Origin of the sequence: Streptomyces sp. CA-243310, assembly GCF_050936775.1 — a bacterium.
Classification (GTDB): domain Bacteria; phylum Actinomycetota; class Actinomycetes; order Streptomycetales; family Streptomycetaceae; genus Streptomyces.
Genome location: NZ_JBNJMF010000001.1, coordinates 1,509,046 through 1,534,928, shown reverse-complemented (window position 1 = coordinate 1,534,928; position 25,883 = coordinate 1,509,046). Strand labels below are relative to the sequence as shown.

25 protein-coding genes are annotated in these 25,883 nt (G+C 70.3%); 8 read left to right on the top strand and 17 right to left on the bottom strand.

Annotation, left to right across the window (positions count from 1 at the left end; genetic code table 11):
- Positions 1 to 78: 78 nt before the first annotated feature.
- Positions 79 to 1,191, top strand: a complete 1,113-nt coding sequence (locus ACQEVM_RS07295; RefSeq protein ID WP_433076205.1) for an ABC transporter ATP-binding protein — start codon at positions 79 to 81, stop codon at positions 1,189 to 1,191.
- Positions 1,188 to 2,015 carry an ABC transporter permease gene (locus ACQEVM_RS07290; protein ID WP_433076203.1) on the top strand — a complete coding sequence of 276 codons (828 nt, stop codon included), beginning with the start codon at positions 1,188 to 1,190 and terminating at the stop codon, positions 2,013 to 2,015. The genes ACQEVM_RS07295 and ACQEVM_RS07290 overlap by 4 nt, the downstream gene beginning before the upstream one ends.
- A gap of 65 nt (positions 2,016 to 2,080) precedes the next feature.
- Here ACQEVM_RS07290 and ACQEVM_RS07285 read toward each other — a convergent pair whose 3' ends face one another.
- Entirely contained in the window at positions 2,081 to 2,428 is a 348-nt protein-coding gene (locus ACQEVM_RS07285; RefSeq protein ID WP_433076201.1) for an ATP/GTP-binding protein, read from the bottom strand.
- 262 nt (positions 2,429 to 2,690) lie between these two features.
- Here ACQEVM_RS07285 and ACQEVM_RS07280 point away from each other — a divergent pair, with 262 nt between their 5' ends.
- Complete coding sequence (locus ACQEVM_RS07280) at positions 2,691 to 3,710, top strand: LLM class flavin-dependent oxidoreductase (RefSeq protein ID WP_433076199.1); 1,020 nt, start codon at positions 2,691 to 2,693, stop codon at positions 3,708 to 3,710.
- 172 nt (positions 3,711 to 3,882) lie between these two features.
- Here the strand turns inward: ACQEVM_RS07280 and ACQEVM_RS07275 are convergent, their stop codons facing one another.
- Positions 3,883 to 4,275: an SCO5389 family protein gene (locus ACQEVM_RS07275; RefSeq protein WP_053677465.1), complete on the bottom strand. Its 393-nt coding sequence runs from the start codon at positions 4,273 to 4,275 to the stop codon at positions 3,883 to 3,885.
- Positions 4,276 to 4,495: 220 nt separating this feature from the next.
- Here ACQEVM_RS07275 and nucS point away from each other — a divergent pair, with 220 nt between their 5' ends.
- On the top strand, positions 4,496 to 5,167 hold the full coding sequence (gene nucS, locus ACQEVM_RS07270; protein WP_433076196.1) for an endonuclease NucS: 672 nt from the start codon (positions 4,496 to 4,498) through the stop codon (positions 5,165 to 5,167).
- Between the two features lie 64 nt (positions 5,168 to 5,231).
- Here the strand turns inward: nucS and ACQEVM_RS07265 are convergent, their stop codons facing one another.
- The 3 genes from ACQEVM_RS07265 to ACQEVM_RS07255 form a co-directional block, all read right to left on the bottom strand.
- On the bottom strand, positions 5,232 to 7,805 hold the full coding sequence (locus ACQEVM_RS07265) for an ATP-binding protein (protein ID WP_433076194.1): 2,574 nt from the start codon (positions 7,803 to 7,805) through the stop codon (positions 5,232 to 5,234).
- A gap of 195 nt (positions 7,806 to 8,000) precedes the next feature.
- Positions 8,001 to 8,324 carry an STAS domain-containing protein gene (locus ACQEVM_RS07260; protein ID WP_053677459.1) on the bottom strand — a complete coding sequence of 108 codons (324 nt, stop codon included), beginning with the start codon at positions 8,322 to 8,324 and terminating at the stop codon, positions 8,001 to 8,003.
- Positions 8,325 to 8,480: 156 nt separating this feature from the next.
- On the bottom strand, positions 8,481 to 9,329 hold the full coding sequence (locus ACQEVM_RS07255; RefSeq protein WP_351384173.1) for a 3-hydroxyacyl-CoA dehydrogenase family protein: 849 nt from the start codon (positions 9,327 to 9,329) through the stop codon (positions 8,481 to 8,483).
- Positions 9,330 to 9,770: 441 nt separating this feature from the next.
- On the opposite strand from ACQEVM_RS07255, the gene ACQEVM_RS07250 reads away from it, so the two are divergent.
- The 4 genes from ACQEVM_RS07250 (at position 9,771) to ACQEVM_RS07235 (ending at position 14,406) form a co-directional block, all read left to right on the top strand.
- Entirely contained in the window at positions 9,771 to 10,343 is a 573-nt protein-coding gene (locus tag ACQEVM_RS07250; protein ID WP_053677455.1) for a cob(I)yrinic acid a,c-diamide adenosyltransferase, read from the top strand.
- A gap of 175 nt (positions 10,344 to 10,518) precedes the next feature.
- Entirely contained in the window at positions 10,519 to 11,715 is a 1,197-nt protein-coding gene (locus tag ACQEVM_RS07245; RefSeq protein WP_433076191.1) for a sensor histidine kinase, read from the top strand.
- Complete coding sequence (locus ACQEVM_RS07240) at positions 11,712 to 12,368, top strand: response regulator (protein ID WP_433076189.1); 657 nt, start codon at positions 11,712 to 11,714, stop codon at positions 12,366 to 12,368. The genes ACQEVM_RS07245 and ACQEVM_RS07240 overlap by 4 nt, the downstream gene beginning before the upstream one ends.
- Before the next feature lie 133 nt (positions 12,369 to 12,501).
- Positions 12,502 to 14,406, top strand: a complete 1,905-nt coding sequence (locus ACQEVM_RS07235) for a glycosyl hydrolase family 18 protein (RefSeq protein ID WP_433076187.1) — start codon at positions 12,502 to 12,504, stop codon at positions 14,404 to 14,406.
- Between the two features lie 87 nt (positions 14,407 to 14,493).
- Here the strand turns inward: ACQEVM_RS07235 and ACQEVM_RS07230 are convergent, their stop codons facing one another.
- From ACQEVM_RS07230 to glyA, 12 genes are all read right to left on the bottom strand, one after another.
- Positions 14,494 to 14,943: a DUF2550 domain-containing protein gene (locus tag ACQEVM_RS07230; protein WP_053677710.1), complete on the bottom strand. Its 450-nt coding sequence runs from the start codon at positions 14,941 to 14,943 to the stop codon at positions 14,494 to 14,496.
- Positions 14,944 to 15,072: 129 nt separating this feature from the next.
- Entirely contained in the window at positions 15,073 to 15,447 is a 375-nt protein-coding gene (locus ACQEVM_RS07225) for a F0F1 ATP synthase subunit epsilon (protein WP_053677447.1), read from the bottom strand.
- A 128-nt stretch (positions 15,448 to 15,575) separates the two neighbouring features.
- Positions 15,576 to 17,018, bottom strand: a complete 1,443-nt coding sequence (atpD, locus tag ACQEVM_RS07220; protein WP_433076184.1) for a F0F1 ATP synthase subunit beta — start codon at positions 17,016 to 17,018, stop codon at positions 15,576 to 15,578.
- Entirely contained in the window at positions 17,018 to 17,935 is a 918-nt protein-coding gene (locus tag ACQEVM_RS07215) for a F0F1 ATP synthase subunit gamma (RefSeq protein WP_433076182.1), read from the bottom strand. The genes atpD and ACQEVM_RS07215 overlap by 1 nt, the downstream gene beginning before the upstream one ends.
- 20 nt (positions 17,936 to 17,955) lie before the next feature.
- Positions 17,956 to 19,551 (bottom strand): F0F1 ATP synthase subunit alpha, encoded by a 1,596-nt coding sequence (gene atpA, locus ACQEVM_RS07210; RefSeq protein WP_433076180.1) that lies wholly within the window; start codon positions 19,549 to 19,551, stop codon positions 17,956 to 17,958.
- A gap of 130 nt (positions 19,552 to 19,681) precedes the next feature.
- Positions 19,682 to 20,497 (bottom strand): F0F1 ATP synthase subunit delta, encoded by an 816-nt coding sequence (locus ACQEVM_RS07205; protein WP_433076179.1) that lies wholly within the window; start codon positions 20,495 to 20,497, stop codon positions 19,682 to 19,684.
- Complete coding sequence (locus ACQEVM_RS07200) at positions 20,494 to 21,039, bottom strand: F0F1 ATP synthase subunit B (protein ID WP_053677437.1); 546 nt, start codon at positions 21,037 to 21,039, stop codon at positions 20,494 to 20,496. Before ACQEVM_RS07200 ends, ACQEVM_RS07205 begins: the two co-directional genes overlap by 4 nt.
- A gap of 40 nt (positions 21,040 to 21,079) precedes the next feature.
- Positions 21,080 to 21,328: an ATP synthase subunit C gene (locus ACQEVM_RS07195; protein WP_030008695.1), complete on the bottom strand. Its 249-nt coding sequence runs from the start codon at positions 21,326 to 21,328 to the stop codon at positions 21,080 to 21,082.
- A gap of 75 nt (positions 21,329 to 21,403) precedes the next feature.
- Positions 21,404 to 22,225: a F0F1 ATP synthase subunit A gene (gene atpB, locus ACQEVM_RS07190; protein WP_053677435.1), complete on the bottom strand. Its 822-nt coding sequence runs from the start codon at positions 22,223 to 22,225 to the stop codon at positions 21,404 to 21,406.
- 225 nt (positions 22,226 to 22,450) lie between these two features.
- Entirely contained in the window at positions 22,451 to 22,897 is a 447-nt protein-coding gene (locus ACQEVM_RS07185; RefSeq protein WP_433076177.1) for a hypothetical protein, read from the bottom strand.
- 276 nt (positions 22,898 to 23,173) lie between these two features.
- Positions 23,174 to 24,508 (bottom strand): MraY family glycosyltransferase, encoded by a 1,335-nt coding sequence (locus ACQEVM_RS07180; protein WP_433076175.1) that lies wholly within the window; start codon positions 24,506 to 24,508, stop codon positions 23,174 to 23,176.
- 116 nt (positions 24,509 to 24,624) lie between these two features.
- Positions 24,625 to 25,854 (bottom strand): serine hydroxymethyltransferase, encoded by a 1,230-nt coding sequence (gene glyA, locus ACQEVM_RS07175; protein ID WP_433076173.1) that lies wholly within the window; start codon positions 25,852 to 25,854, stop codon positions 24,625 to 24,627.
- Between the last annotated feature and the right edge of the window lie 29 nt (positions 25,855 to 25,883).

Below are 25,883 nucleotides of genomic sequence, written 5' to 3'. Positions count from 1 at the left end.
ACGGAACCGTAGGAGACTGGATATCCTCTTAACCCTTACACGGGCGAGAGTCGTACCGGCCTGCTAAGGGGCAGAACCATGATCGAGGCAGTCGGCCTTACCAAGCGCTTCGGCGCGAAGACCGCCGTCGACCAGCTGTCCTTCCAGGTCAGGCCAGGTCACGTCACCGGATTCCTGGGGCCCAACGGCTCCGGCAAGTCCACCACCATGCGCATGATCGTCGGGCTGGACAGGCCCACTTCCGGCCATGTCACCATCAACGGCATGCCGTTCCGCGACCTGCCGAACGCGCAGCGTCACGTCGGCGCCCTCCTCGACGCGAAGGCCATGCACGGGGGCCGTCGCGCCCGCACCCACCTCCTGGCCCTCGCCCAGCTCTCCGGCATCCCGGTGAAGCGGGTGGACGAGGTACTGGCCGTGGTGGGCCTCCAGGACGCGGCCCGACAGCGCACGAAGGGCTTCTCCCTCGGCATGGGCCAGCGGCTCGGCATCGCCACCGCCCTGCTCGGCGACCCCCGGGTGCTGCTCTTCGACGAACCCGTCAACGGTCTCGACCCCGAGGGCATCCTGTGGGTGCGCACGCTCATGCGGCAGCTCGCCGCCGAAGGCCGTACGGTCCTGGTCTCCTCGCACCTGATGAGCGAGATGGCGCTGACCGCCGACCACCTGATCGTGATCGGTCGGGGGCGACTGTTGGCCGACATGGGCACCCAGGAGTTCATCACGCACAACTCGGCCGGATTCGCTCGGGTGCGCGCGGCCGATACCGATCGGGATGGCCGGGACACGCTCGGTGAAGCCTTCCGCAAGGCCGGTGGCCGGGTCCTCCAGGAGCCGGACGGAGCCCTCCGGGTGACCGGACTGGACCTGCCGCGGCTGTCCGACCTCGCCCACGAGGCGGGGGTACGGCTGTGGGAGCTGTCACCGCACCGGGCCTCGTTGGAGGAGGCCTACATGCGGATGACCCAGTCCTCCGTCGAGTACACCTCCACCGACGACCCCCGGGCCGAGCTGTGGGAACCGGAACCGCTGAGCGTGCCGGAGTGGGAGGCGGACGCGGCCCCCGAGGTGCCGCAGACGGGGTTCTACGCGCCCCCGCCGCCCGACGCGGGCGAGCGGCCCTTCCTGATGCCCGGCAACCCCGGCGAGCTCGCCGGCGCCGCCAAGAGCAACCCCGAGGACACCCGATGACCGGCCCGACCACGACCGCCCCCGCCGTCCCCGGGGCGCCGCACGACGACACCCGGCCGCACGTCGGGCACGCGGTGGCGTCGGAGTGGACGAAGCTGACCTCGGTGCGCTCGACGATGTGGACCCTCGGGGCACTGGTGGTGATCGTCGTCGGCATCGGGCTGCTCTTCGTGTCCCAGACCGCGGACCAGGACTACGTCGCGATGCCGTTCACCACCCCGGCGCTGTTCGGCCTGTTGGTCGGCCAGCTCGCGGTGATCGTGCTGGGCGTCCTGACCATCACCTCCGAGCACGGCACCGGCCTGGTCCGCACCACCTTCACCGCCGCCCCGGACCGGCACCGGGTGCTCACCGCGAAGTACCTCGTCTTCAGCGCCACGGCCCTGGCGGCGACGGTCGGTTCGGTCTTCGTGGTCGCCGCCGCGGCGATGGCCGTGCACAGCGGCCCCGGCGCCGGCCCGCACACCTTCGGGGAGTGGAGCGGCGCGCTCGTCGGCTGCGTCTACGTCACGCTGCTCGGGGTGCTCGCCCTCGCCGTCGGGGCACTGGTCCGGCACTCCGCCGGGGCGATCACCCTCATGCTCGGCCTGGTCACGCTGCCGCCGGTGATCGGCGGGATGCTCAGCTACTGGGAGGCCTCGGCCCGGATCGGGGAGATCGTCCTGCAGTACAACGTCCCGGTGGCGATGATGCAGTTGTTCGGCATGCCGACGGGCGAGGACACGAAGGTGCCCGGCGACCTGCCCCAGATGCTCCTGCTCCTGGCGGTGACCGGCGCCGCGGTGGCGGCCTCGTACGTGATCGTCGACCGCAGGGACGTCTAGTACGACCCGACGTCGCGGTAGCGGGCACGAGGGCCGGGCCGGACTTTCGACGACGGGGACAGCGCCTAGTGCCGGGGCGCGTTCCTGGACCGCTGCACCCGCGAGGTGCGGCGGTCCTTCGCGTTCCAGCACGCCTTGTGCCAGTGCCGCCGGTCGTCCACGCCGCCGTACTCGGGCCAGGCCACCAGGTGCGGGGTGCCGGAGGGGATCTCCTGGTCACAGCCGGGGCAGCGGTAGCGCTTGCCCGCCGCGCTCGCGCCGGCGACGTGCCGGACCTTCCACTCTTCGCCCTGGTACTCCTCGGTCTGCTCCAGACCGAACCGGTCCAGGCCCCCCGAGCCCGACCCGGAGCCCGGGTCCGAGCGGTCGGACGGATTCCCCCCGCCCCTGGGGCGGTTGTGGCGCGGTGACACGTATACCTCACGGATGCGCGGACGGCAGTGACTTTCTCCCAGACTACGCGCAGCGAGCTCGGGTACCCGCAGGGTGTCCGGAGGAGGGTGGACCGAAGGACCCGCGACACGTCGGGCGGCATGACAATCCCAATAACTTTCCTGTCAGGCCGTGCCTTTGGCACTTGTCAGACGTTGTTGCCATCAGACGTTGATGCCATGAAACGGCACCGAGCCGGTCCACCTGGGGGAGGCCGCGCCGGCCGCGAGGAGGCTAAGGGCGATGCGCGTAGGAGCGTTTGTACTGGCGGCCCAGTTCCCGGGCCAGGGACAGGGGGAGGCGCTGCACCGGGCGGTGCGGACCGCCGAGGTGGCCGAGGAGGCCGGGCTGGACTCGGTCTGGCTGGCCGAGCACCACTTCGTGCCGTACGGGGTCTGCCCGTCGGCGGTGACCCTCGCGGCCCTGCTGCTCGGACGGACCCGTCGGCTGCGGGTGGGCACGGCCGTGAGCGTGCTGCCGAGCACGCACCCGGTGGCCCTCGGGGAGCAGGCGGCCCTGCTCCACGTCACCTCGGGGGGCCGGTTCACCCTCGGGGTGGGGCGCGGCGGTCCCTGGGTGGACCTGGAGGTGTTCGGGGGCGGTCTGGACGCGTACGAGAGGGGCTTCCCGGACGATCTGGACCTGGTGCGGCGGTGGCTGTCCGAGCCGCGCGTGGGGGCGGCCGGCGAGCGGTACGCCTTCCGCGAGGTGGCTGTCGTGCCGCGTCCGTCGGAGGCGTGGGACGGCGACGGGAAGGGGCCGGAAGTGATCGTCGCGTGCACCTCCCCGGCGTCGGTGCGACTGGCCGCCGAGCGGGGTCTGCCGATGTTGCTGGGCATGCACTGCGGGGACGAGGACAAGGCGGACATGGTCGCGCTGTGGCGGCGCACCGCGCGGGACGCCGGTCACGACCCCGAGGCGGGGCACGTGTCGGCGGGGGTCTGCCAGCTGGCGGACCGGACCGCGGACGCCAGGGAGACGCTGGTGAAGGCGATGCCGGGCTGGTTCCGGCAGGGGCTGGACGCGCACGTGACGGTGGACGGCCGGCAGCGCGCGATGCGCGATCCCGTCGCCTACACGGAGCTGCTGTGCGACCTGCACCCGGTCGGTACGCCGCGCCTGGCGGCGGACCGGCTGGCGGCGACCGCGGAGCGCACGGGCATCACCCGGTTCGCCCTGCTCACGGAGGGCTCCGGCGATCTCGCCGCGACGGAGGAGAACGTACGGCGCCTGGGCGCCGAGGTCCTGCCCCGCCTCGGTTGAGATCCGGGCCCCGGGCCGACGGCGGCCGGGGAACCGGAACCCGGGCCTGCCGCTCCGGTGTCAGTCGCAGCTCTCGCGACTCGGAGCGGCAGCGGAACACCGGTGGCGCCGGGGCCCAGGTCCTGTCGTCGAAGTGGCGCCGGGCGAAACCTCGACGACGGGGCGCCGGGGCCTAGCAGTCCCGCAGTTCCGGCGACTGGTTGAGCAACTGGCCCCGGATCGAGGTGAAACGGGCGTGCCTGTCATCCGATGAGGTATCCAGCGGGAACACGGCGACACGGTGACAGTTCTGGAATGCCAGACGCACTCCGAAGTGCCGCTGGAGCGCACCACGTATCGCGTCACTCGCGAGGGCGCGCAGCAGCTGCCCCCGCGCCTGCTCGTCCGGCGGCGGCGTCTGGTTGTCGGCGAACTCTCCGCCCTCAACCTCCAGCTGAGCCACCAGCGAGCTGATCATCTCCCATGCGTAGGGCAGGGAGGTCCGGACGCAGTCGACGAAGGCGGCTTCGTCGACCTCGCCTCGCTCGGCCTGTTCGAGTAGGGCCGGTGAGACGTCGAGCGACATGGGTTCTCCTCTCGTGACCCCGGCGTTCGGGTCGCCGGAGTCTTACGGGCAGGGAAGGAGAGTCGCGACGCAGTGTGCACGCTCGACGACCTCCCGCTATCCACGGTAGGCGCCCACCGGGTACCGCACCAGGAGAATGCGCATACAACGCGCCATCCGCGAACGGGGCTTTCACGGGCGAATCGCGTGGAGGCCTGCTCGTCGAGTAGCGTTGCCGACCATGCGTCTCGTCATTGCCCGCTGCTCCGTCGACTACGCGGGCCGGCTCACCGCCCATCTGCCCTCGGCACCCCGTCTGATCCTCGTGAAGGCCGACGGCAGTGTCTCGATCCATGCGGACGACCGGGCGTACAAACCGCTCAACTGGATGTCGCCTCCGTGCACCCTCAAGGAGGGGAGCGGGGATGAAGCCGGTGTCTGGACCGTCATCAACAAGGCGGGCGAGAAGCTCATCATCACGATGGAAGAAGTCCTGCACGACTCCTCCCACGAGCTGGGCGTGGACCCGGGTCTGATCAAGGACGGCGTGGAAGCGCACCTCCAGGAGCTGCTGGCCGACCGCATCGACACCCTCGGCGAGGGCTACAGCCTGATCCGGCGCGAGTACATGACCGCGATCGGGCCGGTGGACATCCTGTGCCGCGACGCCAACGGCGCGACGGTGGCCGTGGAGATCAAGCGGCGCGGCGAGATCGACGGTGTCGAGCAGCTGACCCGCTACCTGGAACTCCTGAACCGGGACCCGCACCTCGCCCCCGTCCGGGGCGTGTTCGCGGCTCAGGAGATCAAGCCCCAGGCCCGCGTCCTGGCGACGGACCGCGGCATGGACTGCGTGATCCTCGACTACAACGCCATGCGCGGCATCGAGGACGACAAGCTCCGCCTGTTCTAGGACGTCTCTTCTCGCGGCTTCACGGCCCCGTCGGCGATTGCCGGCGGGGCCGCACCGTTCTCCCCTACCGGGTCGTGGACGCCTCCGGGGAGGTGTCGCCGCCCGTGGGGCCGGTGGTGACCGGCGGTACGGTCGGCTCGGTCGGCGTCGGTTGCGGGGTCACCGGGGACGTGGACGGCTCGGGGTCCGCGGAGGTCGGCGACTGGACGGGTGTCGACGGCGGCGTGGAGGTGCGCGGCGTCGTCGGGGACGAGGGCCGGCCGGACGGCGTGCGCGCGGGCGGTGTCTTCCCCGTGCCCGGCACGGTGCCCGGATCGGGGTGGGTGCCCGACGGTGCGGGGCGGCTCGGGTCCGCCGGATCGGCCGGGTCGGATGTTCCCGGCTCGGGTGCGGAGGTCTCCGAAGGAACGTTCCCGCTGCTCTCCGTCACGGACGTCGGAGTGGTCGACACGGCCGGTCCCTGCGGCTTGTCGTCACCCGACGGCATCACCGCCAGGGCCACCACCGTGCCCAGCACGGCCACCGTCACCGCGCCGGCCGCGGCCAGCAGCGCCGTGCGGCGTCGGGACGCCGGGGCGGGCTGCGGCGGGGCGACCGGCGGTGCGGCCGGCTTCGCCGTGAGGGGGAACGCGTCGTCGAAGACCTCCGACAGGGCGGAGGAGGACTTCTGGTCCCCCCGCTGGATCACGGGGACCACCTGTGTGACGACCTCCCCCGCGGGCGGCGGCGGGGCCCCGGGCCCCGTCGAGGTCAGGGCACCGACCGGTCGCGTCGGCGGTGACGCGGGCGGGGCGTCGGCCGGGGGCGGGGAGAGGGTCGCGGGAAGGGACGCGGCCAGGGACGTCGGCAGGGACAGGGACGGGAAGGCCGTCTGCGGCGCCGGGGTCGGGTCCCCGGTCGGAACGGTGGCGGTCTTGGAAGCCGCGGAAGCCTTGGACGTCAGGGGAGCCGCGGGTGTGACGGGCGCCGTGGGCGCCTCCAGCCGCAGCGGCGGGGACGCCACGCCCCCCGCCGTCTCCCGGTCCGTGACCAGCGCCAGCGCCCGCCGCCCCGCGACCGTGCCCCGCTTGTCGGCGAGCGCGCCCCGCAGACCGATCGAGGCCTCCAGCTCCGCCCGGGCCCGCTCGAGCCGGCCCTCGCACAGCGCGAGCACGCCGAGCTCGTGGTGGAAGTACGCCTGTTCCGCGACTTCCCCCGCCTTGCGCGCGGCCTCCGCGCCCGAGCGCAGCACCCGCTCCCACGCCTCCCAGTGCAGCGACGCCGCGAAGGCCGGGGCGGCCGTGCGCGCCAGCAGTACGGCCGCCACCACGTCGGCGCCCGCCAGGGCCGCCAGTACCGCGTCGGCCTCCGCCGCGACCCGCTCCGGGGTCACCGTGGCGTGGCCGGTCCACCAGACGTAGTGCCGGGCGGCCGTGCGGGCCTCCTCGGCGGCGCTCTCCCCGTACCCGGCCTCCTCCAGCTGCCGGGCCACCCCGGGGGCCAGCCGGTAGCGCGGTCCGACCGGGGTGAGCAGCCCGCAGCCGAGGAGTTCCGCGACCGCCACGTCGGCGTGCGTGTCCCCCACCAGGGCCGGCAGGTGCGCGTGGTGGGGCATCTCCCCGCCGAGCGCGCACGCGATGCGCAGGGCGGCCCGCGCCGATTCGCTCACCCGGGAGGCGAGGAGTTCCGCCGGCGCGGCGGCCTCGGCCAGGGTGGGCAGCGGTACGTCGACGGGTTCGCGGGGGCGCTCCTCGAAGACCCCGGGCTCCTCCTCGTCGTCCGTCTCGTCGGTCCGGTTGAGTTCGTCCCGCTGTCGCAGCAGCGCGGCGGCCTGGACGAAGCGCAGGGGCAGCCCCTCGGAGGCGAACCTCAGGTCGCCCGCCCAGGCGCTCTCCTCCTCGGTCAGGGCGCGGCCGGTGAGGGCCTCCAGCAGCAGGACGCAGTCGGCCCGGCCGAGGCCCCCGAGGAAGACCTCCTCCAGGTGCGCGTCGTCGGAGGGGGACTTGGTGTCGGGGGTGGCGGCCAGCAGGTAGGCGCATTCGGGGGTGGCCCGCAGCAGCTCGTCGAGCGCGCCGCCGCCGAGTTCCAGGTCGTCGAGGAGGACGACCGCGCCGATCTCCTTCACCCGGGCGAGGAGCTCCGGGCGGTCGGGGAGTCGACCCGAGCCCTCGTACACGGCCGCGTAGAGCGCGTGGAGCAGTTCCGCGGGTTGCTGCTGCCCGTGCCCGGAGAGGCGTACGACCCCGTCGGGCGCGACGCCCTCGCAGGCGAGGGCCACCGAGTCGAGCAGTGCGGTACGGCCCGATCCGGCGGGTCCGGTCAGGCGTACGGAGCGACCGCGGCCCAGCAGCCGTACGAGTCGCTCCCGCTCCTCCTCGCGCTCCAGCAGGAGCCGGCCGGGGAGCGGGGTGCCGGGCAGCGCCGGCGGTCTCGCGGCGGCGTCCCGCTCGGCGCGGGCGGCCGGACCGCGCTTGGCGGGGCGCTCCGTCGCGGCGCCCGGCCGCAGGGGTTCTATCTCGCTGCCGTCGACCGGGTTGACGGTGAGGGTGAAGTCCCCCGCGGTGAGGGTGACGACCCGCGCGACGGGCCCGCTCGCGGGGCCCGTCGACGCCGCCGGGGTGTCCTCGCCCGGTTCGGACTGTCCTTGAGTTCGGTCCATGACCAAGTCCCCCGATCGCGTCGCGCGCACCGCCGCTGCCGCCGTCGTACCGCCCGGCCTTCGCTCGCACACGCCGCAGTCGCTACTGGTCCGGTTTCCGCCCGAACCCTAGACCGTGGCCGGCCCCGCCGGAACCGCCGGGGTGCCTTCACCACCGGACCGTTACGTTTCTGCGGAATCCGACGCACCCGGTCGTCACACCCGCGGCAGGGACTCCGCTTCCAGCCCGCCCTCGATGGCGAGGATCCGGTGCAGTCGGGTCGCCACCAGCAACCGCTGCATCTGCGCGGGCACCCCGCGCAGTACCAGGCGGCGTCCGCTCCGGCCGGCCCTCCGGTGGGCTCCCATGATCACACCGAGGCCGGTCGCGTCCCAGGAGTCGAGTGCCGTGAGGTCCAGCACGAGGTCGCCGTGGCCGTCGTCGAGGGCGGAGTGCAGGGCCGTACGGGCGTCCGCCGCGCTGCGCACGTCGAGGCGACCTCCGACCGCGAGTTCGGCGTGGTCGCCCCTGATGTGCATATGCGCTCCCGGCAGTCCTGCGTTCGTCTGGTCCGACTGGTCCGTGGTCGGCAACTCTCACTGCAACTGACTGCCTCAGGAGCAGGGAAGTTGCCGACCGTGAGCGAACCGATACCTAATTCACCCTGTCGGGCGAGGGCATTCGAACGATCGTGCTCAGTGCTTGTAGAAGCCCTGGCCGCTCTTGCGACCGATGTCGCCCGCGTCCACCATGCGGCGCATCAGCTCCGGCGGCGCGAACTTCTCGTCCTGCGACTCGGTGTAGATGTTGCTCGTGGCGTGCAGCAGGATGTCGACGCCCGTGAGGTCGGCGGTGGCGAGCGGCCCCATCGCGTGGCCGAAGCCCAGCTTGCAGGCGATGTCGATGTCCTCGGCCGAGGCGACGCCCGACTCGTACAGCTTGGCGGCCTCGACGACCAGCGCGGAGATCAGACGGGTCGTCACGAAGCCGGCGACGTCGCGGTTGACGACGATGCAGGTCTTGCCGACCGACTCGGCGAACGCCCGCGTGGTGGCGAGGGTTTCGTCGCTCGTCTTGTAGCCGCGCACCAGCTCGCACAACTGCATCATCGGGACGGGCGAGAAGAAGTGCGCGCCTACGACCCGCTCCGGACGCTCCGTCACGGCCGCGATCTTGGTGATCGGGATGGCGGAGGTGTTGGAGGCGAGGATCGCGTCGTCCCGTACGAGCTTGTCGAGCGCGCGGAAGATCTCGTGCTTGACCTCGAGCTTCTCGAAGACGGCCTCGACGACGATGTCGGCGTCGGCGACCGCGTCGAGGTCGGTGGAGGTGGTGATCCGGGCCAGCGCCGCCTCGGCGTCCTCGGCCGTCAGCTTGCCCTTGGAGACGAAGCGGTCGTACGAGGCCTTGATCCCGTCCGTGCCGCGGGTCAGCGCGGCGTCGGTGACATCACGCAGTACGACGTCCCAGCCCGCCTGAGCGGAGACCTGAGCGATACCGGATCCCATGAGTCCGGCACCGATGACGGCGAGCTTCCCAGCCACTGCACACCCCTCGTTCTCGCATACGGCCCAGTCCCATGGCCCCTCCGGCGGAGACTAGCGCCCGCGAGGGGTCGTGTGACCGCGAAGTAACACGCGTCACGTCTCATCTGACGGACATCACACCGGGACGGCTCAGCCGTACCCGCCGCCCCCCAACCGGTCGCCGATCGGCCGGAGTCGCCCGGCCCGGCGCTCCGCTCCCCCGACCCCGGCGGGCCGCTCGGGACGGCACCGGCCCGCCAAGACGGCGACCCACCCGGCCTGTTCGGCCCCGCTCCGGACGGCGAACGTGTCGGGCAAACCGCCTACTCAGGCCCGTACCACCATCTCTGGGCCGTTGCGTACCCTTTCGGGCGGGTCCGCGGATGTCGCCGGTGGAGGGGGCCGGGTGCGCGAGGGTCGCCGCACGCGGGTTTCGGGGTCGCTCACTAGGCTGGAGGCATGGTGAACCTCACGCGCATCTACACCCGCACCGGCGACCAGGGCACGACCGCCCTCGGGGACATGAGCCGCACGCGGAAGACCGACCTGCGGATCTCCGCGTACGCCGACGTCAACGAGGCGAACGCGGCCATCGGCACGGCCATCGCCCTCGGCGGTCTGTCCGAGGACCTGGTGAAGGTCCTGGTCCGGGTGCAGAACGACATGTTCGACGTCGGCGCGGACCTGTGCACCCCCGTCGTCGAGAACCCCGAGTATCCGCCGCTGCGCGTCGAGCAGTTCTACGTGGACAAGCTGGAGGCGGACTGCGACACCTTCAACGGGGAGCTGGAGAAGCTGCGGAGCTTCATCCTGCCCGGCGGCACCCCCGGCGCGGCCCTGCTGCACCAGGCCTGCACCGTCGTGCGGCGCGCCGAGCGCTCGACCTGGGCGGCCCTGGAGGAGCACGCGGAGGCCATGAACCCGCTGACGGCCACCTACCTGAACCGCCTCTCCGACCTCCTGTTCATCCTGGCCCGGACGGCCAACAAGGAGGTCGGGGACGTGCTGTGGGTGCCGGGCGGCGAGCGCTGACGAGTCCGCCGGGCGTCGGCCGGGCGGTCGCCCCGGTCAGCCGCCGCTCTTCGGGTCCGGCGCGGTGAGCACGAACAGGGCCGGCCCCGGCAGCGGTCGACTGCACCCTTCGATGTAGCGGCTCCTCCGCCCAGCCGGCGAGGCCCGGGAGCGCTTCACCCTGTTGGATGGGAACGTGCCCTCGAAGACCCGCGCGTCCGCCTTCCGCCCCCACCGGGACGACGTGCTGCTGTGCGTCGTCAGCGTGCTCGTCGGGGTGCTCCTGTGGTCACTCGGGGTGTACAGCTCCCCGAACCGGGACCTGTTCCCCGACTGGGCGGCCCTGGTCCCGCTGCTCCTCCTCGGCCCCATGGAGCTGCTGCGCCGCACCGCACCGCGTCTGACGCTGCCCGTGGGCACCGTCGGGATCGTCGCGGACCAGTTCACCGTCGGCAGCCTGGCCACGGTCCTGATCTTCACCGACCTGATGTACGCCGCCGTCGTGTACGGCAAGCCCTCCACGGCCCGGCGGCTCCCGGTCACCACCGGACTGATCACCATCGCCGTCACGATCGTCTCGGTGGCCTGGTTGCGCACCCCGCAGGCCCTGCTGATCGGCGTGATCACCGGCATCGTCAGCTTCGGTCCGGCGCTGACCGGCGCCACCCTGCGCAACCATCGCGAGGCGGCGGAGGCGGCCCGGCTGCGCGCCGAGCAGACCGCGCTGCTGGCCGAGATGGACCGCTCGCAGGCCGTGGTCGCCGAACGGGCCAGGATGGCGCGGGAGTTGCACGACATGGTGGCCAATCACCTGTCCGCCATCGCCATCCACTCCACCGCCGCACTGTCCATCGACTCCCCCGCGACCAGCCGGGACGCCCTGGGGGTGATCCGCGAGAACAGCGTGCAGGGGTTGGCCGAGATGCGACGGTTGATCGGGCTGCTGCGGGACGCCGGCGCGGAGCAGGAGCCGGTGGCGGTGCCCTCCCTGGCCGGACTGGACGTACTCATCGGCAAGGCGCGCGTGAACGGGGCCGGCAGCGGCCTGGACTTCGTCCTGGAGGACACCCACACCGACGGGGATCCGCTGCCCGCGCCCGTGGAGCTGGCGGCGTACCGCATCGTCCAGGAGTCGCTGACGAACGCCCTCAAACACGCCGTCCCGGGAATGGTCCGGGTCCGTCTGACCTCCGCGGACGGGCTGCTGACCGTACGGGTGGACTCGCCGTACGGAGAGCGGCCCGGCCCGCGCGCCCCCGGTTCCGGCGCGGGGCTGATCGGCATGCGCGAGCGGACGGAGCTGCTCGGGGGCGCGTTCACGGCGGGACGGGCCGGCACGGTGTGGCAGGTGCGGGCGTCCTTGCCCGCCGAGGAGAGGGCGGTGACCGGGTGACCTTCAGGGTCGTGGTGGCGGAGGACCAGCGGGCGGTGCGCGCGGGTCTGGTGATGATCCTGCGCAGTGCGGGCGACATCGAGGTGGTGGGCGAGGCGGCGGACGGGGAGGAGGCGGTCCGTCTGGCCCGTGAGCTTCGGCCGGATCTGGTCCTCATGGATGTGCAGATGCCGCGGCTCGACGGGGTTTCGGCCACGCGGCAGGTGGTCGCGGAGGGGCTGGCCGACGTGCTCGTGCTCACGACGTTCGATCTCGACGAGTACGTGTTCGGAGCGCTGCGCGCGGGCGCCTCGGGCTTCCTGTTGAAGGACGCGGAGGCGTCGGAGCTGATCGGGGCGGTGCGCACCGTCGCCCGCGGCGAGGGGCTGATCGCGCCCGCGGTGACCCGTCGGTTGATCGCCGAGTTCGCGACGCCGCAGCCGGTGCGGACGGCCGTGCCGCCGGAGCGGGCCGCGGCGGTGGCCTCGCTGACCCGGCGCGAGCGGGAGGTGTGGGGCTGCCTGGGCGAGGGCCTGTCGAACGCGGAGGTGGCTTGCCGACTGGAGATGGCGGAGGCGACGGTGAAGACGCACGTCAGCAGGTTGCTGGGGAAGCTGGAGCTGCGCAGCCGGGTCCAAGCGGCGGTACTGGCGCAGGAGTTGGGCATCCAGTAGGACGCTCGAAGGGAGGTCTGGACCTCTTGACGGTTGGTCCAGACCTTTCTAATCTCACCGCAACACTGTGGTGAGCGTGTCATGACAAGAACCTTGACGCGGCGTGCTCACGGGCGGCGCAGGTCCCACCCCCATGTCGGAGTCGGCCCCACGACTTCGACGGACCTACGGAGGAGCACCCTTGAGCACAGCACCCCCACGACGCGTACGACTGTTCAGAAGGCTGGCCGCGACCGCGGTCGCCCTGGCCCTGCCCGTCGCCGGCCTCGTCGGCCTGGCCGGCACCGCACAGGCCGCCACCTCCGCCACCGCGACCTACGCCAAGGCCTCCGACTGGGGCTCCGGCTTCGAGGGCAAGTGGACGGTGAAGAACACCGGCACCACCGCCATCAACAGCTGGACCGTGGAGTGGGACTACCCGGCCGGCACCAAGGTCACCTCGGCCTGGGACGCCACCGTCACCGCCTCGGGCAACCACTGGACGGCCAAGAACGTCGGCTGGAACGGCGCCCTCGCCCCCGGTGCGAGCGTCAGCTTCGGCTTCAACGGCACCGGCCCGGGCGCCCCCTCCGGCTGCAAGATCAACGGCGGCTCCTGCGACGGCGGCACCACCCCCACCGACAACCCGCCGTCCGCCCCCGGCACCCCCACCGCGACCGGGGTCACCGAGACCTCGCTCACCCTGAACTGGGCCGCGGCCACCGACGACAAGGGGATCAAGAACTACGACGTCTACCGCGGCGGCAGCAAGGTCGCCACGGTGACCGGCACCAGCTACGCCGACAGCGGCCTGACCAAGGGCACGACGTACGCCTACACGGTCACCGCCCGCGACAGCGTCGACCAGACCGGCCCCTCCTCCGGCTCCCTCTCGGTGACCACCCCGGGCGGCGGCACGGGCCCCGGCCCCGACCCCGGTGACGGCACCAGGGTCAAGCTCGGCTACTTCACCAACTGGGGCGTCTACCAGCGCAACTACCACGTGAAGAACCTGGTCACCTCCGGCTCCGCCGCGAAGATCACGCACATCAACTACGCCTTCGGCAACGTCCAGGGCGGCAAGTGCACCATCGGCGACGCGTACGCCGACTACGACAAGGCCTACACCGCCGACCAGAGCGTCGACGGCGTCGCCGACACCTGGGACCAGCCGTTGCGCGGCAACTTCAACCAGCTGCGCAAGCTCAAGGCGAAGTACCCGAACATCAAGATCCTCTGGTCCTTCGGCGGCTGGACCTGGTCCGGCGGCTTCGGCCAGGCCGCCGCGAACCCGGCCGCCTTCGCCCAGTCCTGCCACGACCTGGTCGAGGACCCGCGGTGGGCCGACGTCTTCGACGGCATCGACCTCGACTGGGAGTACCCGAACGCCTGTGGCCTGACCTGCGACACCAGCGGCGCGGCCTCCCTCAAGAACCTGATGCAGGCCGTCCGCGGCAAGTTCGGCGCGAACAACCTGGTCACCGCCGCGATCTCCGCCGACGGCTCCAACGGCGGCAAGCTCGACGCGGCCGACTACGCGGGCGCCGCCCAGTACGTCGACTTCTACAACGTCATGACGTACGACTTCTTCGGCGCCTGGGCGGCGCAGGGCCCCACGGCCCCGCACTCCCCGCTCACCGCCTACTCCGGCATCCCGCAGGACGGCTTCAACTCCGAGGCCGCGATCACCAAGCTCAAGGGCAAGGGCATCGCCGGCTCCAAGCTCAACCTCGGCATCGGCTTCTACGGCCGCGGCTGGACCGGCGTCACCCAGGCCACCCCGGGCGGCACGGCCACCGGGCCCGCCCCGGGCACGTACGAGCCCGGCATCGAGGACTACAAGGTCCTCAAGGCGAGCTGCCCGTCCACCGGCACCATCGCCGGCACCGCCTACGCCAAGTGCGGCAGCAACTGGTGGAGCTACGACACCCCCGCCACCGTCGCCGGAAAGATGGCCTGGACCAAGCAGCAGGGACTGCGCGGAGCCTTCTTCTGGGAGTTCAGCGGCGACACCACCAACGGTGAACTCGCCAACGCGATCCACACCGGTCTGCAGTAGCCCCCACGCTCCGCACCGGTGAACCGACGAAGCCGGGGAGAAGGGTCCGTCCCCCTTCTCCCCGGCTTCCTCACGTGCCGGTACCGCTCAGGCCACGTTCACCCGCTGGCCGGGAGGCGCCGCCTCCAGCCAGGCCAGGAAACCGGTCAGCGCGTCGTCGCTCATCGCCAGCTCCAGGCGGGTCCCCCGGTGGGAACAACCGAGCACGACGGCGTCCGAGAGCAGCGCGAGCTCCTCCTCGCCCTCGGGCGCGCGACGGGCGAGGACCTCGATGGAGGAACGCTCCAGCAGCCGGCGCGGGCGCGGGGAGTAGCTGAAGACCCTGAACCATTCGATCCGGTCACCGCTGTAGCGGGCGACCCCGTACACCCATCCCTTGCCGGAGACGTCGGGCCCCTCGGCCACACCGCCCCACCGCAGGCTGCAGTCGAAGGTCCCCCCGGACCGCTGGATCAGTCTCCGGCGCAGCCCGAAGACAAAGAGCCCGATCGCCAACAAGACCACGATCAGGCCGCTCACAAGCAGAGCGAGGAGCATCTTCACCGACCTCCTCGCTCATCGAATACCGCCATGCGAAAAACGGACGTACATCGCCTCAGCCGCGACCCGGTCTGGAAGATTCCAGAACGAACCGCGGCTGAGGTCGCACACTATTCGGTACGGGGCTCAGTGCCCCGTTACCGCGCGCAGTCGGACATCCGCGCGACGCTCGGCGGCCGCGTCGGCCTCCGACTTCGCACGATCCAGTGCCCGCTCCGCCCGCTGGACGTCAATCTCGTCCGCGAGCTCGGCGATCTCGGCCAGCAGCGACAACTTGTTGTCCGCGAACGAGATGAATCCGCCGTGCACCGCGGCGACGACAGTGCCGCCCTCGCTGGTGCGGATGGTCACAGGGCCCGATTCCAGCACACCGAGAAGCGGCTGGTGACCGGGCATGACGCCGATGTCGCCGGACGTGGTGCGGGCGACAACAAGGGTGGCCTCGCCGGACCAGACATTGCGGTCCGCCGCGACCAGCTCGACGTGCAGCTCAGCAGCCAAGGTGGCTCCTCGGGTCACCACCCGGCGGGTCGGCCGGGTGTTGGGTCAAATTCTAATGGGCGTGGGGAGAGGGACGGGACGCACCCGCCCCTCTCCGTCAATCAGCTCTGCTCACGAGGAGCGGGGCTTCAGGAGACGCCCAGCTCCTTGGCGTTGGCCTTCAGGTCCTCGATGCCACCGCACAGGAAGAACGCCTGCTCGGGGAAGTGGTCGTAGTCGCCGTCGCAGATCGCGTTGAAGGCGACGATCGACTCGTCCAGCGGAACGTCCGAACCGTCCACGCCGGTGAACTGCTTCGCCACGTGGGTGTTCTGCGACAGGAAGCGCTCGACGCGACGGGCACGGTGGACAACGAGCTTGTCCTCCTCGCCCAGCTCGTCGATACCGAGGATCGCGATGATGTCCTGGAGGTCCTTGTACTTCTGGAGGATCCCCTTGACGCGCATCGCCGTGGCGTAGTGGTCCGCCGCGATGTACCGCGGGTCGAGGATGCGGGACGTCGAGTCCAGCGGGTCCACGGCCGGGTAGATGCCCTTCTCGGAGATCGGACGGGAAAGAACCGTCGTCGCGTCGAGGTGGGCGAAGGTGGTCGCCGGCGCCGGGTCGGTCAGGTCGTCCGCGGGGACGTAGATCGCCTGCATCGAGGTGATCGAGTGACCACGGGTCGAGGTGATGCGCTCCTGGAGGAGACCCATCTCGTCGGCCAGGTTCGGCTGGTAACCCACCGCGGAGGGCATGCGGCCGAGCAGGGTCGACACCTCGGAACCCGCCTGGGTGTACCGGAAGATGTTGTCGACGAAGAACAGCACGTCCTGCTTCTGCACATCGCGGAAGTACTCCGCCATGGTCAGACCGGCAAGGGCGACGCGCAGACGGGTGCCCGGGGGCTCGTCCATCTGGCCGAAGACGAGCGCCGTCTTGTCGATGACGCCGGACTCGGCCATCTCCTCGATGAGGTCGTTGCCCTCACGGGTACGCTCACCGACGCCCGCGAACACCGACACACCGTCGTGGTTGTTGGCCACGCGGTAGATCATTTCCTGGATCAGAACGGTCTTGCCGACACCGGCACCACCGAACAGACCGATCTTTCCACCCTTGACGTACGGGGTGAGAAGGTCGATGACCTTGACGCCGGTCTCGAACATCTCGGTCTTCGACTCGAGCTCGTCGAAGCGGGGCGCCTTGCGGTGGATGGGCCAACGCTCGGTGACGTTGGCGTTCTCCTCCGGGTAGTTCAGCACCTCACCGAGGGTGTTGAACACCTTGCCCTTGGTGAAGTCACCGACGGGGACGGTGATGCCCTCGCCCGTGTCGGTCACCGCGGCCTGGCGGACCAGACCGTCGGTGGGCTGCATGGAGATGGTGCGGACCAGGCCGTCACCCAGGTGCTGGGCGACTTCCAGGGTCAGCGTCTTCAGCGCGCCGTCCTCGGCCGGGTCGGCGACCTGGACCTTCAGCGCGTTGTAGATCTCGGGCATGGCGTCGACGGGGAACTCCACGTCGACGACCGGGCCGATGACCCGGGCGACGCGGCCCGTGGCGGCGGCCGTCTCAACAGTGGTCGTCATTACTTGTCACTCCCCGCGGTCGCGTCAGCCATGGCGCTCGCGCCACCGACGATCTCGCTGATTTCCTGGGTGATTTCGGCCTGGCGGGCCGCGTTGGCAAGCCGGGAGAGGCTCTTGATGAGGTCTCCGGCGTTGTCGGTCGCCGACTTCATCGCGCGGCGGCGGGCGGCGTGCTCGGAAGCGGCCGACTGCAGCAGTGCGTTGTAGATACGGCTCTCGACGTAGCGCGGCAGCAGGGCGTCGAGGACGTCCTCCGCCGACGGCTCGAAGTCGAACAGCGGAAGGATCTCGCCCTTCGCGCCGGACTCTTCTTCGACCTTGTCGAAGCTGAGCGGCAGCATCCGGCCGTCGACCGCGTTCTGCGTCATCATCGACACGAATTCCGTGTAGACGATGTGCAGCTCGTCGACGCCGCCCTCGGCCGTTTCCTTCTGGATGGCCTCGATCAGCGGCTCCGCGACGCGCTTGGCGTCGGCGTAGGCCGGGCTGTCGGTGAAGCCGGTCCACGACTCCGCGACCTTGCGCTCGCGGAAGCCGAAGTAGGCCAGACCCTTACGGCCGACGATGAACGTGTCGACCTCCTTGCCCTCGCCGCGCAGCCGCTCGCTGAGCCGCTCCGCCTGCTTGATGGCGTTCGAGGAGTAGCCGCCGGCCAGACCGCGGTCGCTCGTGATGAGCAGGACCGCGGCGCGCACCGGCGTCTCGACCTCGGTGGTCAGGGCGTGCTTGGTGTTCGAGCCGGTCGCCACCGCGGTCACCGCACGGGTGAGCTCGGTCGCGTACGGCATCGATGCCGCCACCTTGCGCTGCGCCTTGACGATGCGCGAGGCGGCGATCATTTCCATCGCCTTGGTGATCTTCTTGGTCGCCGTGACGGCACGGATGCGACGCTTGTAGACCCGGAGCTGCGCTCCCATGAGTCAGGTCCCTTCCGTCGTCACTTGGAGACGTTGACGGCCGGCGCGTCCTCGCCCAGAAGCTTGCCGTCCGAGGTCTCGAACTGCTGCTTGAAGGCGGCGATGGCGTCGGCGATCGACGTCAGGGTGTCGTCCGACATCTTGCCGCCCTCGGAGATGGAGGTGAGGAGGTCCTTGCGCTCGCGGCGCAGGTGCTCCAGCAGCTCCGACTCGAAGCGACGGATGTCGTTGACCGGGACCTCGTCCATCTTGCCGGTGGTACCGGCCCAGACGGAGACGACCTGCTCCTCGACGGGCATCGGCTGGTACTGGCCCTGCTTCAGCAGCTCGACCAGACGCTTGCCGCGCTCCAGCGAGGACTTCGAGGCGGCGTCCAGGTCGGAACCGAAGGCGGCGAACGCCTCCAGCTCGCGGTACTGGGCGAGGTCCAGGCGCAGACGGCCGGAAACCTGCTTCATCGCCTTGTGCTGGGCGGAACCACCGACGCGGGAGACCGAGATACCGACGTTCAGCGCCGGGCGCTGGCCCGCGTTGAACAGGTCGGACTCCAGGAAGCACTGGCCGTCGGTGATGGAGATGACGTTGGTCGGGATGAACGCCGACACGTCGTTCGCCTTGGTCTCGACGATCGGCAGACCGGTCATCGAACCGGCACCCATGTCGTCGGAGAGCTTCGCGCAGCGCTCCAGCAGACGGGAGTGCAAGTAGAAGACGTCACCCGGGTAGGCCTCGCGGCCCGGCGGGCGGCGCAGCAGCAGCGACACGGCGCGGTAGGCGTCGGCCTGCTTCGACAGGTCGTCGAAGATGATCAGGACGTGCTTGCCGGCGTACATCCAGTGCTGGCCGATGGCGGAACCGGTGTACGGCGCCAGGTACTTGAAGCCGGCCGGGTCGGACGCCGGGGCGGCGACGATCGTCGTGTACTCCAGCGCGCCGGCGTCTTCCAGGGCGCCGCGAACGGACGCGATGGTCGAGCCCTTCTGGCCGATGGCGACGTAGATGCAGCGAACCTGCTTGTTCACGTCGCCCGAGCGCCAGTTGTCGCGCTGGTTGATGATCGTGTCGACGGCCAGAGCGGTCTTGCCGGTCTGACGGTCGCCGATGATCAGCTGGCGCTGGCCGCGGCCGATCGGCACCATCGCGTCGATGGCCTTGTAGCCGGTCTGCATGGGCTCGTGGACCGACTTGCGGACCATGACGCCCGGGGCCTGCAGCTCGAGGGCGCGGCGGCCTTCGGTCGCGATCTCGCCGAGACCGTCGATCGGGTTGCCGAGCGGGTCGACAACGCGGCCGAGGTAACCCTCGCCGACACCTACGGAGAGAACCTCACCGGTGCGCTGCACCGGCTGGCCCTCCTCGATGCCACTGAACTCGCCGAGGACGACCGCACCGATCTCGCGCTCCTCGAGGTTGAGGGCGAGACCGAGGGTGCCGTCCTCGAACTTCAGCAGCTCGTTCGCCATGGCGGAGGGCAGGCCCTCCACCTTCGCGATGCCGTCGCCGGCAACGCTGACCGTTCCGACCTCCTCGCGCGAGGCCGCGTCCGGCTGGTACGACTGGACAAAGTTCTCCAGTGCGTCCCGGATCTCCTCCGGCCGGATCGTGAGCTCCGCCATCTGGGTTCCCTGCTCTCCTTGTTGGGCCTGAAGCTTCTTAGGGGTCTGGGGGCGACCCCCAGGAATCTTCTGCAAGTTCTGCACGGCCCAACCGGGCCGCTAGGAATGCTTTGTTCTAGTTGGTGGCTGGTCAGCCGGCCATGCGGCGGGTCGCCTCGGAGAGGCGGTCCGCGATGGTGCCGTCGATGACCTCGTCGCCGACCCGCACCACGATCCCGCCGAGGACCGCGGGGTCCACGTCGAGGTTGAGGTGCATCGGGCGGCCGTACAGCTTGGCCAGCACCGCGCCGAGACGCTGCTTCTGCGCGTCGCTGAGCGGAACCGCGGTGGTCACGATGGCGACCATGCGGTTGCGGCGCTCGGCGGCGAGCGTGGAAAGGGAGTCGAGTCCCGCTTCCAGGCTACGTCCACGCGGGTGCGTGACGAGTCGGGTCACCAGTCGCTCGGTGACCGCGTTCGCCTTGCCGCCGAGCAGGCTGCGCAGCAGCTCGCTCTTGGCGGCGGCGGTGGCCGCCCGATCGGTCAGCGCGGAGCGCAGCCCGGTGTTCGAGGCGACGATCCGGCCGAACCGGAACAGCTCGTCCTCGACGTTGTCGAGCCCGTTCGCCTGCTGGGCCGCGGTGAGGTCGGCGGTGGCCGCCAGCGTCTCCAGCGAGTCCACCAGGTCGCGGGACTGCGACCAGCGGGAGCGCGCCATGCCGGACACCAGGTCGAGGGTTTCCCCGCCGACCTGGCCGGCCAGCAGGCGGCCCACGAGCTCGGCCTTGGCCTCGCCGGGCTGCGCCGGGTCCGTGATGACCCGACGCAGCGAGACCTCACGGTCGAGCAGCGCGGTGACGGCAGCCAGCTCACCGGCGAGCTTCGTCGCGTCGACGGACGTGTTGTCCATCAGCGCGTCGAGACGCTCACGCGCGGAGGCCAGTGCCTCGCGGCTCGCTCCGTTCATCGGGCGGCCTCGGCCTTCTCCTCGAGCTCGCCGAGGAAACGGTCGATCGTGCGGCTCTGTCGGGCGTGGTCCTCAAGGGACTCGCCGACGAGCTTTCCGGCCAGGTCGGTGGCGAGCTTGCCCACGTCCTGACGCAGTGCCTGCGAGGCCGCCTTGCGGTCAGCCGCGATCTGGGCGTGGCCGGCAGCGATGATCTCCTCACGCTGCCGCTGGCCCTCTGCGCGCAGTTCTTCCTTGAGCGCAGTGCCCTGCTCCAGCGCTTCCTGGCGCAGGCGCGCGGCTTCGTGCCGAGCTTCGGCGAGCTGAGCCTTGTACTGCTCGAGCACGCTCTGGGCCTCGGTCTGGGCCGCCTCGGCCTTCTCGATGCCACCCTCGATGGCCTCGCGACGCTCGTCCAGAACCTTGTTGATGTTCGGGAGGAGCTTCTTCGCGAGGAAACCGAAGACGATGACAAAGGCGATCAGGCCGATGACAAGCTCGGGGATCGGCGGGATGAGGGGGTTTTCCGCCTCTTCGGCCGCGAGCTGAACCAGAGGGTTCACATCAGTGCCTTCCGTCTAAAGGGTCTGTTCGCTACCGGGATCAGGAGGTCGGGTAGACGAACGGCATGACCAGACCGATCAGCGCAAGCGCCTCACAGAAGGCGAAGCCGAGGATCTGGTTGGCGCGGATCAGGCCGGCGGCCTCGGGCTGGCGGGCCAGCGCCTGGGTGCCGTTACCGAAGATGATGCCGACGCCGACGCCGGGGCCGATGGCCGCGAGGCCGTAACCGATGGAGCCGAGGTTGCCCTTGATTTCGACGCCAGCAGCGAGGGTCTGGAGAGCGGACATGCCGGTTCTTCCTTCTCTTTCATGGACCGGTGGGGGTTGGCCACCGGACGACTGTTGGTTTGGGGGTGGGGCCGGTCAGTGGTGCTCGGCGACGGCGCCCTGAATGAAGCTGCAGGCCAGCAGCACGAAGACGTAGGCCTGGACAGCCTGGATGAAGAGCTCGAACGCGGTCATCACGATGACCATCACGAACGACACACCCGCGTAGGCGATGCCGATGCCGTTCAGCAGGTACCAGCTGGCGATCGTGAAGAGCAGCAGCAGGGTGTGGCCGGCGAACATGTTGGCGAAGAGACGGACCGCGTGCGTGAACGGTCGGACGATCACGTTCGAGAAGAACTCGATCAGCATGACCAGCGGCAGGATCCCGCCGAGCGACTTGTCGTAGCCCGTGAGGTTCTTCAGACCGCCGACGAAGCCGTGGCGCTTGAAGGTGACCGACATCCACATGAAGTAGATGACCAGGGCGAGACCCGCCGGGTACGCGATGACCGCGGTCACCGGGAACTGCGCGAGCGGGACGATCGACCAGAGGTTCAGCATCCAGACGAAGAAGAACGTCGCGACCATGAAGGGGACGTACTTCTCGCCTTCCTTCTTGCCGAGCGTCTCGTAGACGATCCCGCGGCGCACGAAGTCGTAACCGGCTTCGGCGACCATCTGGAGCTTTCCGGGAACAAGCTTCGGCTTGCGGAAGGCGGCCCAGAAGAATCCGACGATGATGATCGACCCGAGCAGGGCCAACAGCATCGTCTTGTTGAAGTAGACGGTGCCGTCGATGTCGCCGAAGATCGGCTCGAACAGGAACGAGTGCAGGCCAGGAGCCGGGAAGCCACAGCCGTCGAAGATGTGGCAATCGGTCTCGAAGGCGAGCACCTGCGTCGGGTCAGCACTCACCGCGGGCTCCTTCAGCGTGGCGCATAGGTACGGCAACCTCGTTGTGTCGGCGCGGCGCACAGCCGCGGTTCGGCACGGGACTGGTCTTACGGATGTGGGGGCGGCTTGCAGGCAGTGAGCCTCGCGTTGAAGCAGGCGTCAGCTCAGATGCCTGCGCCCGCGATGCCGCAGTTGGCACCGGACGATAGCAGCATCTCGAACGCGCACTTATTCCGCCCCTACCGTTCACGAAGAGGACCCCGTGTTTTCGGGCTTCTCACCCTTGTCACGCTTGGCGGACTCGGGCTCGACGTAAAGGATCTTGGCCTTCATGTGCGCGCGCGTCTGCGCGGCGATCCAAGCAAGGGTCGCCGCGACGATGGTGATCGCGAATGCCCTGGGATTGAACAGCGTCGTGTTCTGGAACACGGCGACGAAGACGAAGAGCAGCAGGATCTGGGTCGTGTAGAGCGCCAGACCCATCATCTGGAACAGATGCGGCAGCGATCGTGCCGTCCGCTGCAGGATGACAAAACCGATCCCCATGAACAGGATCACGACGATCGTGGCCATGACGGCCCCGAGAGCCCCCTTCCCGCCGGCGACGACGCCGCTGACGGCAGCGGCCACGAGGCCGACCGCAGCGGTGGGTACCGCGGTATGCAAAAGGGATCGGGCGTCATCGGACAGCATGGCGCATGGCTCCGCGTGATGGTGGGGGTATACGGGACTCGTACGGGACGAGCGTAAGCCCGGTCCGAGTGAGAGCCTCGGGCCAATGGACCGTCGCACTACGGTCCTTCGGCTCTGTCGCCGGGTTTAGTGAACGGTATCACAAAGTATTTGATGAGAGCTTTACCCGGTGGGTGTGCTGACTGTCACACATGAGAGTGACCCTGCGCGTGTGTGCAGGACAGTCATGCGGCTTGTCTGGTAAAGGGAGTTCATGTCGGACATGCACCTCCGACGTCAGCGCGCGGAACCGGCCTTACGCCGGTCGGGGAGGCGCGAACGGGGGCCAATCGCAGTCGCGCCGTTGACGCCGGACACCCCGGCCGCGATCGGGCGGGCCGGCTGCGGCTCCGTGCCCGACGCGTCCAGCGCGGCCGCCTCGGCCGCCGCCTCCGCGGCCCGCTCCGCGTGCCGATAGCGCGGCGGCACGAGACCCTCCGCCCACCTCGGCGCGCGCGGGGTGAACCGCGGCAGCAGCAGGAGGACGAGGCCCAGCGCGCTCAGCGCCGCGATGGCGAGCACGATCCACATCGAGGTGGAGTGCACGGAATAGGCCACGGCGCCGAAGGCGATCAGGCCGGACCAGAAGTACATGATGAGGACCGCGCGGCTGTGCGAGTGCCCCAGTTCCAGCAGCCGGTGGTGCAGGTGGCCGCGGTCCGCCGCGAACGGCGACTGGCCCTTCCAGGTGCGCCGGACGACGGCCAGCACCAGGTCGGCCATCGGGATCGCGATGATCGTCAGCGGCAGCACCAGCGGGATGAAGACCGGCAGCATCGCGTGGGTCGCGTTGCGCTCACCACCCGCGAACAGCGCCATGGTGTCGGGGTCCACCTGCCCGGTGATCGAGATCGCCGAGGCGGCCAGCACCAGGCCGATCAGCATCGAGCCGGAGTCGCCCATGAAGATGCGGGCCGGGTGCATGTTGTGCGGCAGGAAGCCGAGGCACATGCCCATCAGGATCGCGGCGAAGAGCGTGGCGGGGGCCGCCGCCTCGATGCCGTAGCCGAACCAGATCCGGTACGCGTAGAGGAAGAAGGCGCAGGTGGTGATGCAGACCATGCCGGCGGCGAGCCCGTCGAGGCCGTCCACGAAGTTCACGGCGTTGATGGTGAGCACGACGAGGGCGACGGTCAGCAGGTTGCCCTGCCACTGGGTGAGCGAGACGGTGCCGATGAAGGGAACCGGAATCCACAGGATCGTCAGGCCCTGGATGACCATCACGCCCGCGGCGATCATCTGGGAACCGAGCTTGATCAGGGCGTCGATCTCGAACTTGTCGTCGAGGACGCCCACCAGCCAGATCAGCGCCGCTCCGGAGAGCAGTGCCCGCGGTTCGTTCGAGGCGGTGAACACCGCGTTGAGGTTCGGAAGGTGGTCGGCGACCAGGAGGCCGGCGCACAGACCGCCGAACATCGCGATCCCGCCGAGCCTCGGCGTCGGTTCCCGGTGCACGTCACGCGCGCGCACCTCCGGCATGGCCCCGGCCGCGATGGCGAACTTCCGCACGGGCCCGGTCAGCAGGTAGGTCACCGCCACCGTGACGCACAGCGTCAGCAGATATTCACGCACGGGCTGCCCCAGATGTATCGCCGGCCATCTCAGCCCCACACATTAGCTGCGATGTACCCCACTCCGAGGACGCGCGGGGAGGCTACCGCGGTTGCGGTACGCCCGGCTTGTCCCTGTCAGTACCCATACGGTGGAAATTCGCGCGTCAGCTCTTCGACCTCCGTACGGGTTTTCGCGGCTTCCCCGTGGAGGGCGTTCACAAACAGCGCGCCGATCCGTCGCATTTCGGCCCCGCCCATGCCCTGCGTGGTCACGGCCGCCGTGCCGAGACGGAGCCCGCGCTGTTCCCCGTACGGCAGGGCGCAGGTGTCCAGCACGATCCCGGCGGCGGCCAGCAGGCCGCGCGCGGTCGGGCCGTCCAGTCCGAGCGGGGCGGGGTCCACGCTGATCAGGTGGGTGTCGGTGCCGCCGGTCGTCACGAGGAAGCCGTCGGCCTCCAGCTCCTCGGCGAGCGCCCGGGCGTTGGCGACCACCCGGTGGGCGTACGTGGTGAACGCGGGCCCGGCGGCCTCCCCGAAGGCCACGGCCTTCGCGGCGATGGTGTGCATCTGGGCGCCGCCCTGGGTGAAGGGGAACACCGCCCGGTCGACCCGTTCCGCGAACTCGGCGCCGCACAGGACCATGCCTCCGCGCGGACCGCGCAGCACCTTGTGCGTGGTCGCGCAGATCACGTCCGCGTAGGGGACGGGGCTGGGGGCCGCCCCGCCGGCGACCAGGCCGATCGGGTGCGCGGCGTCCGCGATCAGGAACGCCCCGACCTCGTCGGCGATCTGGCGGAAGACCCCGTACTCGGGGTGGCGGGGGTAACAGATCGAGCCACAGACGATGGCCTTGGGACGGTGCCGGCGGGCGAGTTCGTGTACCTGTTCGTAGTCGATGAGGCCTGTCTCGGCGTCCACCCCGTAGCCGACGAACTCGAACCAGCGGCCGGAGAAGTTCGCAGGTGAGCCGTGTGTGAGGTGGCCGCCGTAGGGGAGCCCCATCGCCAGGACCGTGTCACCGGGGCGCAGCAGCGCGGCGTACGCGGCGAGGACCGCGGAGGAACCGGAGTGTGGCTGCACATTGGCGTGATCCACCCCGAAGAGGGCGCGGGCCCGCTCGACGGCGATCCGCTCGGCCAGGTCGGCGTACTCGCAGCCGCCGTGGTGGCGGGCGCCCGGGTAGCCCTCGGCGTACTTGTTGGCGAGCGCCGATCCGAGGGCGGTGAGCACGGCGGGCGAGGTGAAGTTCTCGGCGGCGATCAGCTGGAGGGTGCCGGCCTGCCGTCGCGCCTCTCCGGCGAGCACGTCGGCCATCTGCGGGTCCTGCTGCCGCAGCAGGTCCGTGGGCTGGGTGATGACGCTCATGGCGCGACTCCAGAGGCGTGTACCGGGTA

Coding starts and splice junctions, on each gene's coding strand:
- ACQEVM_RS07295 (WP_433076205.1), top strand. CDS start 79: ATGATCGAGGCAGTCGGCCTTACCAAGCGCTTCGGCGCGAAGACCGCC.
- ACQEVM_RS07290 (WP_433076203.1), top strand. CDS start 1,188: ATGACCGGCCCGACCACGACCGCCCCCGCCGTCCCCGGGGCGCCGCAC.
- ACQEVM_RS07280 (WP_433076199.1), top strand. CDS start 2,691: ATGCGCGTAGGAGCGTTTGTACTGGCGGCCCAGTTCCCGGGCCAGGGA.
- ACQEVM_RS07275 (WP_053677465.1), bottom strand. CDS start 4,275: ATGTCGCTCGACGTCTCACCGGCCCTACTCGAACAGGCCGAGCGAGGC.
- nucS (WP_433076196.1), top strand. CDS start 4,496: ATGCGTCTCGTCATTGCCCGCTGCTCCGTCGACTACGCGGGCCGGCTC.
- ACQEVM_RS07265 (WP_433076194.1), bottom strand. CDS start 7,805: ATGGACCGAACTCAAGGACAGTCCGAACCGGGCGAGGACACCCCGGCG.
- ACQEVM_RS07260 (WP_053677459.1), bottom strand. CDS start 8,324: ATGCACATCAGGGGCGACCACGCCGAACTCGCGGTCGGAGGTCGCCTC.
- ACQEVM_RS07250 (WP_053677455.1), top strand. CDS start 9,771: ATGGTGAACCTCACGCGCATCTACACCCGCACCGGCGACCAGGGCACG.
- ACQEVM_RS07235 (WP_433076187.1), top strand. CDS start 12,502: ATGTCGGAGTCGGCCCCACGACTTCGACGGACCTACGGAGGAGCACCC.
- ACQEVM_RS07230 (WP_053677710.1), bottom strand. CDS start 14,943: ATGCTCCTCGCTCTGCTTGTGAGCGGCCTGATCGTGGTCTTGTTGGCG.
- atpD (WP_433076184.1), bottom strand. CDS start 17,018: ATGACGACCACTGTTGAGACGGCCGCCGCCACGGGCCGCGTCGCCCGG.
- ACQEVM_RS07215 (WP_433076182.1), bottom strand. CDS start 17,935: ATGGGAGCGCAGCTCCGGGTCTACAAGCGTCGCATCCGTGCCGTCACG.
- atpA (WP_433076180.1), bottom strand. CDS start 19,551: ATGGCGGAGCTCACGATCCGGCCGGAGGAGATCCGGGACGCACTGGAG.
- ACQEVM_RS07205 (WP_433076179.1), bottom strand. CDS start 20,497: ATGAACGGAGCGAGCCGCGAGGCACTGGCCTCCGCGCGTGAGCGTCTC.
- ACQEVM_RS07195 (WP_030008695.1), bottom strand. CDS start 21,328: ATGTCCGCTCTCCAGACCCTCGCTGCTGGCGTCGAAATCAAGGGCAAC.
- ACQEVM_RS07185 (WP_433076177.1), bottom strand. CDS start 22,897: ATGCTGTCCGATGACGCCCGATCCCTTTTGCATACCGCGGTACCCACC.
- glyA (WP_433076173.1), bottom strand. CDS start 25,854: ATGAGCGTCATCACCCAGCCCACGGACCTGCTGCGGCAGCAGGACCCG.